The sequence below is a fragment of the Micromonospora peucetia genome (assembly GCF_900091625.1).
In the GTDB taxonomy this organism is placed as follows: Bacteria; Actinomycetota; Actinomycetes; order Mycobacteriales; family Micromonosporaceae; genus Micromonospora; species Micromonospora peucetia.
On the sequence record NZ_FMIC01000002.1, the window covers coordinates 6,290,496 to 6,302,824 of the forward strand.

At 72.6% G+C, this 12,329-nt stretch carries 10 protein-coding genes; 3 read left to right on the forward strand and 7 right to left on the reverse strand.

Annotated features, from left to right (window positions below):
* Positions 1-2: 2 nt before the first annotated feature.
* Positions 3-563, forward strand: a complete 561-nt coding sequence (locus tag GA0070608_RS27620; protein WP_091631649.1) for an NADPH-dependent FMN reductase — start codon at positions 3-5, stop codon at positions 561-563.
* A gap of 84 nt (positions 564-647) precedes the next feature.
* Here the strand turns inward: GA0070608_RS27620 and GA0070608_RS27625 are convergent, their stop codons facing one another.
* The 7 genes from GA0070608_RS27625 to GA0070608_RS27655 all read right to left on the reverse strand — a co-directional run bounded on the left by GA0070608_RS27625 (position 648) and on the right by GA0070608_RS27655 (position 9,554).
* The gene (locus GA0070608_RS27625) at positions 648-2,156 is read right to left on the reverse strand and encodes an MFS transporter (RefSeq protein ID WP_091631653.1); all 1,509 of its coding nucleotides are present in this window, start codon (positions 2,154-2,156) and stop codon (positions 648-650) included.
* The gene (locus GA0070608_RS27630; protein ID WP_091631657.1) at positions 2,153-4,009 is read right to left on the reverse strand and encodes an IucA/IucC family protein; all 1,857 of its coding nucleotides are present in this window, start codon (positions 4,007-4,009) and stop codon (positions 2,153-2,155) included. Before GA0070608_RS27630 ends, GA0070608_RS27625 begins: the two co-directional genes overlap by 4 nt.
* Complete coding sequence (locus tag GA0070608_RS27635) at positions 4,006-4,572, reverse strand: GNAT family N-acetyltransferase (RefSeq protein WP_091636327.1); 567 nt, start codon at positions 4,570-4,572, stop codon at positions 4,006-4,008. The genes GA0070608_RS27630 and GA0070608_RS27635 overlap by 4 nt, the downstream gene beginning before the upstream one ends.
* Before the next feature lie 5 nt (positions 4,573-4,577).
* Positions 4,578-5,876: a lysine N(6)-hydroxylase/L-ornithine N(5)-oxygenase family protein gene (locus tag GA0070608_RS27640; protein WP_091631663.1), complete on the reverse strand. Its 1,299-nt coding sequence runs from the start codon at positions 5,874-5,876 to the stop codon at positions 4,578-4,580.
* Positions 5,877-5,904: 28 nt separating this feature from the next.
* Positions 5,905-7,461: a pyridoxal phosphate-dependent decarboxylase family protein gene (locus tag GA0070608_RS27645; RefSeq protein ID WP_091631667.1), complete on the reverse strand. Its 1,557-nt coding sequence runs from the start codon at positions 7,459-7,461 to the stop codon at positions 5,905-5,907.
* 144 nt (positions 7,462-7,605) lie between these two features.
* Positions 7,606-8,847 (reverse strand): MFS transporter, encoded by a 1,242-nt coding sequence (locus tag GA0070608_RS27650; protein WP_091631671.1) that lies wholly within the window; start codon positions 8,845-8,847, stop codon positions 7,606-7,608.
* Entirely contained in the window at positions 8,844-9,554 is a 711-nt protein-coding gene (locus GA0070608_RS27655; protein WP_091631675.1) for a siderophore-interacting protein, read from the reverse strand. Before GA0070608_RS27655 ends, GA0070608_RS27650 begins: the two co-directional genes overlap by 4 nt.
* Before the next feature lie 48 nt (positions 9,555-9,602).
* Between GA0070608_RS27655 and GA0070608_RS27660 the strand changes: the two genes are divergently transcribed.
* Both GA0070608_RS27660 and GA0070608_RS27665 read left to right on the forward strand, forming a co-directional pair.
* Positions 9,603-11,723: a penicillin acylase family protein gene (locus tag GA0070608_RS27660; RefSeq protein ID WP_245715974.1), complete on the forward strand. Its 2,121-nt coding sequence runs from the start codon at positions 9,603-9,605 to the stop codon at positions 11,721-11,723.
* On the forward strand, positions 11,720-12,280 hold the full coding sequence (locus GA0070608_RS27665) for a GNAT family N-acetyltransferase (protein WP_091631681.1): 561 nt from the start codon (positions 11,720-11,722) through the stop codon (positions 12,278-12,280). The genes GA0070608_RS27660 and GA0070608_RS27665 overlap by 4 nt, the downstream gene beginning before the upstream one ends.
* Positions 12,281-12,329 lie beyond the last annotated feature (49 nt).

A 12,329-nucleotide genomic window follows, 5' to 3' on the forward strand; every position in this document is an offset into this window, starting at 1 on the left:
CCATGGTCAGGATTGGTGTCATCGTCGGCAGCACGCGGCCCGGCCGCAAGGCCGACGCCGTGGCCCGTTGGGTGACCGACGTCGCCGCCAAGCGGAACGACGCCACGGTCGAGCTGGTCGACATCGCCGACTACGAACTGCCGCACTTCGACGAGGTGCTGCCGCCGTCGATGGCGCCGTCGAGGCGTCCCGCCGTACGCCGGTGGGCGTCGACCGTCGCCGGGTTCGACGGCTTCGTCTTCGTCACCCCGGAGTACAACCACTCGATCCCGGGCGCGCTGAAGGACGCCGTCGACTTCCTCTTCCAGGAGTGGCAGCACGCGTCCGCCGGCTTCGTCAGCTACGGCGTGCACGGCGGCACCCGGGCGGCGGAGCACCTGCGGCTGGTGCTCGGGCAGCTCGGGGTGGCCGACGTCCGGTCCCAGGTCGCGCTCTCCCTGATGACCGACTTCGTCAACTTCCGCGACTTCCGGCCGGCGGCACACCACGAGCAGGCCCTCGGCACCATGCTCGACGAGGTGGTCACCTGGGCCGGCGCGCTGCGGACGCTCCGCCGGGGCTGACGCCGACCCCGCCCCTCCCGATGCCGGCCCGCCGGGCGTGACGACGACCTTGGCTCGGGAGGAGGAACCGGGTGCGGGTCGTCGTCAGTCGGCCCGCTCGGCCCGGAGCAGCAGCGCGGCGGCGACACAACCGCCCGCGAAGACCGCCAGGGCGCCGACCGTCTGACCGGTCTCCAGGGCGGAGCGGAACGAGTCGGAGACGATCGCTCGCTCCGACTCGCTCCGCGCGGCGGCCAGCGCGGCGGGGAACGATCCGGCGCCGGCCAGGGCGGCGGGCAGCAGGGCGGCGAACCGGGCGTTGAGGATCGCGCCCAGCACGGCGATGCCGAGGCTGCTGCCGACCTCCGTCATGGTGCCGTCCACCCCCGCACCGGCCCCGGCCTTCTCCGGCGGGATCGCGCTCATCACGGCCTCGACGATGGCCGGGTTGGCGACGGCGCAGCCGGCGCCCATCACCAGCAGACCCGGCAGCAGCACCCCGTAGCCGTCCGACGGGGCGTGGGTGATCAGGGTGAGACCGCCGGCGAGCAGCGTCATGCCGAGGGCGATCGACCAGGCCAGCCCGAGCCGGCGGATCACCCGTGCGGCGACGCCGCCCACGTTGAGCAGGACGATGGAGAGCGCGAACGGCATCATTCGCAGCCCCGCCTCCCAGGCCGGGTAGCCGCGTACGAACTGCAGGTGCTGGGTCAGCAGGAACAGTGCACCGGTGGCGCCGAAGGTGATCAGGACGACCCCGGAGACCGCGCCCACGAAACGGGGGTTGCGGAAGAAGTGCATGTCCAGCATGGGGTCGGCTGTCCGCCGTTCCCAGACCACGAAGGCGGCGAGCAGGAGCACCCCGGCGACCGCCGCGCCGAGGACCGGGGTGGCCAGCCAGCCGTGCTCCGGCCCGGCGATGATCGCGTAGACGACCCCGGTCAGGCCGGCCGTGGAGAGCAGCACCCCGCCCAGGTCGAGGCGGCCACCGGCCGGCTGGCGTGACTCCGGCACCAGCACCCACGCCGCCACCAGGCAGACCAGCACGATCGGGACATTGACCAGGAAGATCGCTCCCCACGGGAGGTGGGCGAGGACGAGCCCACCGAAGGGCGGCCCGGCCGCGAACCCCAGTGCGCTCGCCGCCGCCCAGAGGCCGATCGCCCGGGACCGCTCGGCATCGTCGAAGACCTGCATCGCCACCGCCAGGGTGGCGGTGACCAGGAGCGCCCCGCCGATCCCCATGCCGGCACGGGCCGCGATCAGCTGACCGCCGGACTGGGCGAGCCCGGCGGCCAACGATCCGAGCCCGAACAGCACGAGGCCGGCCAGCAGCATCCGGCGGCGGCCATACCGGTCGGCGGCGCTGCCGGCGCTGAGCAGCAGTCCGCACTGGACCAGCGCGTACGCGTTGATCATCCACTGCACGTCGGCGGTGCTGGCGGCCAACTCCGTCGTGAGCACCGGGATCGCCACGGTCAGCACCGTGTTGTCGAGCACCACGGTGACCTGGGCGAGGCAGAGCACGGCGAGGATCAGCCACCGACCCGGCACCCGGGTGTCCGCGCCGTCGGCCGGTGCCCCGGCGGGAGGCTCGATCGCCGCGGTCGTCATCGGGGCGGGGCGAAGCGGGCGAGCGGGTTGGTCAGGGTGCCGACCAGTTGCAACGCGGCCGACGGGTCGGCGAGGTCGACCATCTGCTGGTTGTTGCGCAGCTGGAGCCGGTTCAGGCAGGACAGCGCGAACTCCGGGGCGAAAAGGTCGTAGCGCCGCAGCCGATCGGCGAGGTGCGGGACGCTGTCGGCGTAGTCGGCCGCGCACTCGGCGACCGTCCGCCAGAAGGCGTCCTCGTCCAGGACACTCTCGGTGACGAGAATGGCGCTGAGGTAGCGCAGGAAGCAGTCGAAGACGTCGGTGAAGATGGACAGCAGCTTCATGTCCTCCGGCACCTCGGCCCTGACCCGCCGGACCTGCGGGGGCAGGTCGGCGTCCGGGTCCATCACCACGATCTCCTCGGCGATGTCCTTGAAGATCGCCCGTTCGACCGTACCGCCGTCGAGGACGAGGATGACGTTCTCGCCGTGTGGCATGAAGGCCAGGTCGTGGGCGTAGAAGCTGTGCAGCAGCGGGGTGAGGTAGGCGTCGAGGTAGCGGCGCAGCCACACCCTCGGAGCCAGCCCCGACTCCGCGATCAGCGCTGCGGCGAACGAGCGGCCGTCGCGGTCGGTGTGCAGCAGCGACGCCATGGTGGCCAGTCGCCGGCCCGGCTCCAGGGCGGGCACCGGGCTCTCCCGCCACAGTGCGGCCAGCATCTTCCGGTACGGGGAGTACCGGTCGGTGGCCGCCTCGTACTCCAGGTGCCGGTAGCCGACGGCGGCCCGCTCGCGGATGATCGTCAGCCCGGTGCGCTTGAGAACCTCGTCGCCGTCGATGAGGTCGGCCAGCCAGTCGTTGATGGCCGGGGTGGCCTCCATGTACGCGGCCGACAGCCCCCGCATGAAGCCCATGTTCAGCACGGACAGGGCCGTCTTGACGTAGTGCCGGGACGGGTCGGTGACGTTGAAGAAGGTGCGGATGGACTGCTGGGCGAGGTACTCGTCGGGGCCGGGGCCGAGGCACACCAGCCGGTGCTGCGCCACCTCGGCGGCGAAGGTGACGGAGATCTTGTTCCACCACTGCCACGGGTGCACCGGGATGAGCAGGTAGTCGGCCGGGTCGACGCCGAGCCCGGTCAGGGTCTCCGCGAACCCGGCGAGGACGTCGTCGCCGAGTTCGGCGCGGATCAGCGTGTCGTAGTCGAGGTCGGCGGCGCAGGTGAAGGTCGTCCGGTCGCGGTGCGCGGCCAGCCAGATCAGCCGTACCGGGTTGCCGGCCTCCGGGGCGTACCCGTGGTATTCGTGGATGCCGAAGCCGATCCGCCCGTTGTTCGCGACGAAGCCCGGATGGCCCTCGGTCATGCCGGTCTCGATGGCCTGGAAGTCCGCGCCGGCAAGCTCGGCGGCGCTTACCGCCGGCTTGTCGAGCTTGTACGCGGTGCTGGCCAGGGTGGCGCTGATCTCCTCCAGATAGACGGGGAGGATCTGGTCGGTGAGGCCGAGCGCGCCCCGCAGGTCGAGGCAGAACTCCAGGGCGTCCAGCGGCAGGTCGGTGTCGCCACGGTGGCGGGTGATGCTGTCGGCGTCGATCCGCCAGTGGTCGAGGGCCAGCAGGCTCGCGGTGAACCGGTAGACGACCTCGCCGTCGTCGCCGCGGACCTGGTACCGCCGCTCCCCCTTGGCCGGGCCGGCGGTAGCGGGCTCACCGTCCGGGTTGGCGGGGACGGGCTCACCGGCCGGGTCGGCGGGGACGGGCTCGGGCGCGAGGAGACGCTCGTGGGCGAACTCGGCCAGCGCCTTGCGGACCAGCAGCCGGTTGGCGTGGGCCCAGTTCGCGGGCGTCAGGTGGGCCACGGATGCGAGCGGGTTCACGCGGGCACGTCTCCTCGGGTTGCGGCGTGGAACTGGTCACGGGTGCAGACGCTGAGCAGCGCGTCCTTCTCGGGCTTGCGGATCGGGCCGACGACGGTGAAGCCGACGGCCGCGTTGAGCGCGTGCACCGCGGTGTTGTGCACGTCCGGCTCCACGACGACCCGCCGGGTGGCCGGGTCGGCGAAGAGCCACGCCATCACGGTGGTGATCACCGCAAGGGTGAAGCCGTGCACCGGCTCGTCGGCGGGCGCGCAGAGGAAGTGCATGCCGACGTCGCCGTCGGCCGCGTCGTGCAGGCCGACGAGTTCGACGTGGGCGGGGTCGTACCGCTCGGCGAGGAACGCCGGCCGGCCCTCGTGTAGGCCGAGGAACGCGTCGTGGTGCGGGTGCGCGGCGATCCGCCGGTACTCGTCGGCGACCTGGGCCACGTCGGCGTCCTGCATCAGCCAGAACGCCGCCTTCGGGTGGGTCACCCAGCGGTGCAGCAGCGCGGCGTCGCCGTCCGGGTCGAGGGTACGCAGGGCGAATTCGCCGAGCCGGTCGTCGACCCGACGGTGGACCACCTCGGTCACGAGCCGGCCCCGGCCGGCACGCCGAACTCCTGGAAGGCGATGCCCTTCTCGATCGGGTAGTGCTCGCGACCCAGCATCTCGCGGATGATCCACGAGTTGCGGTAAGGGCCCATGCCCAGGTCGGGCGAGGTGATGCTGTGCGTGTGGGTGCCGGCGTTCTGGAGGAAGATGCCCCGCCCGGTGTGGTCGATGCTGTAGTTGCGGGCCACGTCGAAGCGCCCGTGCGCGTCCCAGCGGATCCGGTCCCGCACCGGCGCCAGGAACTCCGGGACCCGGTAGTGGTAGCCGGTGGCCAGCACCAGCCCCTCGGTGTCCAGCGTGAAGTCGCGTTCCTGCTCGACGTTGCGCAGGCCCAGCGTGTACGTCCCGCTCGGCTCGTCGTAGGCGGCGGTGGTCAGCGTGGTGTTGGTCAGCAGCCGGGTGCGGACCGGACCGGAGATGCTCCTGGCGTAGAGCAGGTCGTAGATCTCGTTGATCAGGTCGGCGTTGATGCCCTTGAACAGGCCCTTCTGCTCGGACTCCAGCCGGTAGCGGGTGGGCTCCGGCAGGGCGTGGAAGTAGTCCATGTAGTCCGGCGAGGTCATCTCCAGGGTGAGCTTGGTGTATTCGAGGGGGAAGAACCGGGGCGAGCGGGTCACCCAGTTGAGCTGGTAGCCGCCGGCGTCGATGTCGCCCAGCAGGTCGTGGTAGATCTCGGCCGCGCTCTGTCCACTGCCGACCACCGTGATGCTCCGCTTCGCGCGCAGCGCCGCCCGGTGCTCCAGGTACCGCGAGTTGTGGATCACGTCGCCGCCGAGCCCCGCGCAGGCGTCCGGCACGTACGGCGGGGTGCCGGTGCCGAGCACCAGGTGCCGGGCCCGGTAGGTGACCGACTCCCCCGTGGCGGTCACCGTGACCCGCACCGTGTAGTGCTCGTCGGCCGGGTCGAACCCGACGTCGGTGACCCGCTGTCCGAACCGGACGCCGCGCAGCTTGCCGGCCGCCCAACGGCAGTAGTCGTCGTACTCGCTGCGCAACGGGAAGAAGCTCTCCCGGATGTAGAACGGGTACAGCCGCCCGGACTCCTTCAGATAGCTGAGGAAGGAGTACGGCGAGGTCGGGTCGGCGAGCGTGACCAGGTCGGCGATGAACGGCGTCTGGAGCCGGGTCGCCTCCAGCAGCATCCCGGGATGCCAGCTGAAGTTGTCCCGCGCCTCCAGGAAGAGCCCGTCGAGCTCGTCGATCGGCTCGGTCAGGCAGGCCAGGCCCAGGTTGTACGGGCCCAGCCCGACAGCGATGAAGTCGTGCGTCGACATGTGGTTCTCCAGAGCGGGGGGCGGATCGTCAGCCGACCGGGCAGGACAGCTCGGCGGTGGCCCTGGTCTGCGCGTACCAGCCGGCGTGTTCGGCGATGAGGTCGAGGACGTGGGCGATGTCGTCCAGCGTGGTCTCGGGGTTGAGCAGGGTGAACTTGAGGTAGTGCGCGCCGTCGACCTTGGTGCCGGCGACGAGGCCGGCGCCGGAGGCCGCCAGCGCGTCGCGGGCGTACAGGTTGGCGTCGTCGACGACCTCCCGGCCGGCGGCGGTAGGCAGGTAGCGGAAGACCACGGTGCTCAGCTGCGACCGGGTCACCACCTCGAAGCGGGGGTCCTCGGTGAGCATCTGCCAGGCGCCGGCGGCCCGGTCGACCACCTCGTCGAAGAGCGCGCCGATCGCGTCCGGCCCCATGATCCGCAGGGTCAGCCAGAGCTTGAGGGCATCGAAGCGGCGGGTGGTCTGGATGCTCTTGTCGACCTGGTTGGGGATCCGCTGCTCGACCATCCGGGCCGGGTTGAGGTAGTCGGCGTGCCAGGTGGCGTGCCGCAGCACGCGCCGGTCGCGCACCAGCAGGGCGCTGGAGCTGACCGGCTGGAAGAACGACTTGTGGTAGTCGACGGTGACCGAGTCGGCCCGCTCGATGCCGTCGAGCAGGTGCCGCCGGGTCGGCGACACCAGCAGCCCGCAGCCGTACGCGGCGTCGACGTGCAGCCAGACGCCGGCCGCCGCGCAGATGTCGGCGATCTGCGGCAGCGGGTCGATGGTGCCGAAGTCGGTGGTGCCGGCGGTGGCGACCACGGCCATCACCACCAGCCCGTCCTCCCGACACCGGGCGATCTCCCGGGCCAGGTCGGAGGTCCGCATCCGTCGGTCGGCGTCGGTGGGCACGGTGACCACCGCGTCGGCGCCGAAACCGAGCAGCTTGGCCGCCTTCTGCACGCTGAAGTGGCCGGCCGCCGAGGTGATGATGCGCAGCCGGGACAGCAGCTCCGGGCGGGACTGCCGCTCCGTCGCCCGCCCGACGAGGTTCGCGCAGGTCTCCTCGCGGGCCAGCAGCATCGCCTGGAGGTTGGACTGGGTTCCGCCGCTGGTGAAGATGCCGTCGGCGGCCGGTCCCAGGCCGATCCGGTCGGCGGTCCAGTCGACGATCCGGCGCTCGATCAGCGTGCCGCCGGCGCTCTGGTCCCAGGTGTCCAACGAGGAGTTGACGGCGCTGAGCACGGCCTCGGCGAGCAGCGCGGGGATCACCACCGGGCAGTTGAGGTGCGCGAGGTAACGGGGGTGGTGGAAGTAGACGGCGTCGCGCAGGTAGACGTCGTGGAGCTCGTCGAGCGCGGCGTCGCTGTCGCCCAGCGGGCGGTCCAGGTCGATGCCGGCGATCCGCGGCGCCAGCTCGTCCGGTGTCACGCCCGTGAAGGGCCGGTCCACCTCGGCCACCCGGGCCGCCACCCGGCCGACCCCGGCGGCCAGCACGCGCCGGTAGTCCTCGACCGTGCCGGCGGTGAACAGGTGGGCGCGGGCGCCGTCGGACCCGGGGGTCACCCCGGTCGAAGGCACCTGGACGGTGGATCCGGGCAGGCTCATGCGGGTCCTCAACGGTCGGGAGTGGACGGTGGGGCGGGGACGTCGGGACGTGACCATCCGCCCGCAGTCCGTGATCGAGCTAGATTAGGTTACCCTAACCTAAGGATCTGTCAACATCGCTGCCCCGGGTGTGAACGAGGTCGCTCAGCCGGGCACCTCCGCCAACTTCCGCCCGCCCGGCAGCACATCGGACGGACGCCGGAACCGCCGCTGGTGCCCGAGGCCCAGCAGGACGCCGAGCGCCACCAGGACGACCGAGGCCACCGCGACCGTGGGGTAGCCGAACGCGTCGGCTGCGGCCAGCGCGACGGCGGCCGCCACGAACGAGCAGACCAGCCCGAACGAGGACAGCACCGTGAAGTCCGTGCCGCCCGTGCCGGGCCGGGAGTAGTCCATGTTGACCGTGTAGAGCACGACGTTGGCGATCGTGTAGGCGGCCATGAAGCAGCAGAGGGCGGCGACCGTGCCGCCGAGCGGGGCCCGGCCGTTCATCAACGGCAGCAGCATCGCCGTGGACAACGCGAGCGCCACTCCCCCGGCGACGAGCACCCGGCCGCGCCCGAGCCGGCCGATCGCCGCCCCGGCGACCAGACCGGCCACGATGGCCGGCAGGCTGGTCACCACGCCGGTCACCACACCGACCCGCGCCAGCGACCAGCCAGCGTCGACCAGCGCCGGCGTCACGAGGGCGTACGTCGCGCCGGCTCCGACGTAGACCAGCGGCACCACGCCGAAGGTCCACCGGCGACAGCCGGGCTGACCGAGCACGGACAACAGCGCCCGGTAGGCCTGCCCGGCGCTGGCGACCCGGTCGGTGCGCTCCGGCTCCCGGAACCGCCACACCACCAGCAGGCCGACGGCGGTCAGCCCGGCGAGCAGCAGGATCGCGGGCACCCAGCCGAACCGGTCGTAGACGACCACGCAGGCGCCGCCACCGAGCAGGTTGCCGACGTAGCTCGCGGCGACCTGGATGCCGTTTCCGGTCCCCCGCGACCGCTCGGACAACAGCCGGACGGCGACGGCGTCGACGGCGATGTCCTGCGTCGCGGAGAGGAACACGTACGCGACGCAGATCGCGACGACCGGGCCGAGCTGCCCGGCCGGGCGGTCGAACGGCAGCAGGGCCAGTAGGGCCAGCACCAGGCCACCCTGAAGCGCCAGCAGCCACGACCGGTAGTGGCCGCGGTGGCGGGAGCCGTACCGGTCGAGGAGCGGCGCCCAGAGGAACTTGACCGGCCAGACCAGGCCGACGAACTGGAGCAGCGCCAGCGTGTCGAGGGAGGTGCCGCCGTCGCGCAGGATGGCGGTCAGCCCGACGGTGATGAAGCCGATGCCGAGGTACTGCGTGACGTAGAGCGCGGTGAGGGTACCGAGCCGACCTCTCACCTGGCGCTCCAGTAGGCGAGCGAGGTGAGCTGGTGCTTGCCGACGCCCAGGTTCCGCCGTACGTGCCTGGTGATGCCGCGCGTGCTGGCCGCCTCGCAGGCCACCCAGTAGTGGGCGTCCTCGGCGGCGGGCAGGGCCGCGCAGACGGTCTCGACCAGGTGCTGGCCCTCGTCGCGGCGCGGCACCCAGGTGACGTCGTGCCCGGCCTGGGCACGCGGCGCCAGCTCCTTCTCGCCCTCGTGGGCATACTCCAGCCAGACCGTCGCCGGGACGTCCGGGGCCGCGGCGAGCAGGCTGTTCACCGCCGGAAGCGAGGCGGCGTCGCCGATCAGGTACAGGTGCCGCGGGGCGGGGTCCGGCAGGCTGAACGTGGTGCCCTGCACGGTGGCGTCGATGGTGTCGCCGACCTGCGCGGCGGCGGCCCAGCGGGCGGCGCACCCGTCGTGGATGGCGAACTCCAGGTCGAACCGGCCGGTCTCCGGGTCCGGGTCGACAAGGGTGTACGCGCGCTGGTGCGACCTGCCGTCGTTGTCGAACCACAGCCGGACCCACATGGTGGGGTGCACGCCGCACGCCTCCAGCAGCCCGCCGCCGTCCACCCGCAGCCGGCGGTAGTGCTCGCCGACGGCCTCGGTGCCGAGCACCGTCAGCCGGAAGTCGCGGCCCCCCATCGCCTTGAGCACCAGGGCTTCCCAGTTTCGCTTCACGCACCCCTCCAGGTAAGGTCTGCCTAACTTAAGGGAGGGTAACCTAAGTTGACATTCCCTGTGGCAGGCGGCACGACCGCCCATCCGCCCCACGCGGCGACGACCGGTATCCATCGTGACCGGTGGGGAATCCCGCACCTGCGCGCCGGCACCGTCGACGGCCTCGCCCGATTGCAGGGACGGGTCGCCGCCGTCGACCGGGCCTGGCAGATCGAGGTCGAGCGGTGGCGCTCGGAGGGCCGGCTCGCCGAACACGTCGGCCCCGCCGAGCTGGGCTGGGACAGGTTCGCCCGCCGGGCCCGCCTCGACGACACCGCCCGGCGCTGCTTCGAGCGGCTCGCCCCCGCCACCCAGCGGTGGGTCACCGCCTATGTGGACGGGGTCAACGACGGGCTCGCCGAGGGTGCCGCAGCGGCACCCGAGTTCGCCGCGGTCGACTGCACCCCGGGCCGGTGGCGGCCGTGGTCGCCGCTTGGTGTCTTCCTCGTCCAGCACGTGCTCTTCTCCACCTTCCCCAACAAGCTGTGGCACGCCCACGTCGCCGCCGCCCTCGGCCCGTCGGCGACCGAACTGTTCGCCGTCGAGGGCCCCGGCGGATCGGGCAGCAACGCCTGGGCCGTGCCCGGCGACCCGGCCACCGGGCGGGCGCCGGTCGTCGCCGGCGACCCGCACCGCATCCTCGAACTTCCCGGCATCTACCAGCAGGTGCGCCTCGCCTGCCCCGAGTTCGACGTGCTCGGCTTCGCGTTCCCCGGGGTCCCCGGCCTCCCCCACTTCGGACATGCCGGCGAGGTCGCCTGGGCCGTCACCAACGCCATGGCCGACTACCAAGACCTCTACCGCGAGGAGTTGCGCCACGACGGCGAGCGGGTCCTGGTCCGCGAGGCGGACGGCTGGGCGCCGGCACACCGCCACGTCGAGCGGATCGAGGTCCGCGGCGGCGAGCCGGAGTCCGTCGAGGTGATCGAGACGCCGCGCGGCCCGGTGGTCGACCACGACCGGGGCACCGGCGAGGCGATCAGTCTGCGCACCCCCAGCCGGGTCGAGCAGCGGCTGGGCTTCGACGCGCTGCTGCCGCTGCTGCGCGCCCGCAGCGCCGACGACGTCGCCGACGCGCTGCGCGACTGGGTCGAGCCGGTCAACAGCGTCCTCGTCGCCGATCGGGGCGGAACGGTCCACCAGTTGGTGGCCGGGCTCGTCCCGCTGCGCGACGACCGGTGCCGCCGGGAACCGGTGCCCGGCGGGGATCCGCGGTACCGGTGGCAGGGCGGCTACGCCGAGCCACGGCGCACCGCCGTCGACGGGCTCGCGGTCTGTGCCAACGACCGTCGCCCCGACGTCACGGACCTCGGCACCGGCTTCGCCCCGCCGCACCGCGCCCGCCGCATCCGCGCCCTGCTCGCCGACGGCGCCCGGGCGGACGCCGTACACATGGACACCCGGCTGGAGGCCGGGGCGCTGCGCGGCGTGCTCGACCGGGTCGACCCCGACGGGCTCAGCCAGCCGGCGCGGCGCCTGCGGGACCGGCTGACCAGGTGGGACGGGCACATGCGGGCTGACAGCGCCGACGCCGGCGCCTGGGCCGCCTGGCGTGCGGCCCTGGCCCGCCGGCTGTACGACCACCCCTGCCTGCGCCCGCTGCGCGACACCCCGAGCGCGTTCGACGGCCTGTTCGCGCCGTGGACCGACCCGCTGTCCCGCATCGGCCACGCCCTCGACGGGGTGGCCACCGGGCTGCACCGCCTCGGCGGCGACATCGGCCCGGTGGCGGCCGGGGCACTCGAGGACGTCGCTGCGGGCGACCCACCCGGGCCGTGGGGCGGGCGACACGTGCTGCACCCCGTCCACCTCGGGGTGGAGGCGGCGGTCGACGAGGCGGTGCGGGCCATGCGGGAGCGGGTCAAGCTGGCCGGCGACTCCGACTGCGTACTGGCCACGTCGAGCGTGCCCGGGGTGTCCGACACGTGCTGGCGGGGCCCGGTGGCCCGCTACGTGTGGGACCTGACCGACCGCGCGGACAGCCGCTGGATCGTCCCCTTCGGTGCCTCCGGGCGCCCCGGCGACCCGCACTTCGACGACCAACTGCCACTGTGGGCCGACGGCGAACTGGTCCCGGTGGTCACCGACTGGCGAGAACTCACCCGAGAACCAGGAGACGCGACACCGTGACCCACCAGGAGAAGATCCCCGACTTCGGCGAGCTGTCGCTCGTCGTGCTGGACCCGAAGGCCCACGCGGAACTGGTGCACGGTTGGGTGACCGAGCCCCGGGCGGCGTTCTGGGGCATGGGGTCACACTCGGTCGACGAGGTGCGGGAGATCTACGAGTTCGTCGACAGTCTCGCCACCCACCACGCGTACCTGATCATGCTCGACGGCACACCGATCGGCCTGTTCCAGACCTACCAGCCGGAGGCGGACCCGGTCGGCGAGCGCTACGTCGTACGGCCCGGTGACGTCGGGATGCACCTGCTGCTCGCCCCCGGCAGGCGCCCGCCGAAGGGCCTCACCACGGCCATCGGTCCCGCGCTCGCCCGCTTCCTGTTCGCCGACCCCACCCGGCTGCGGATCGTCGTCGAGCCCGACGTGCGCAACGAGCGCGCGCTGGAGCGGCTGCGGCGGGAGGGCTTCACCTTCGCCGACGAGATCGACATGCCCGACAAGCGGGCCCAGCTGGCGTTCCTGACCCGGGACCGGTTCGAGTCGGACCACACCGTACCGGCCTGAGGCGACCTTCCCGGTGCCCCCGCGCAGGCCTGATCGGGTGGTCCTGCTA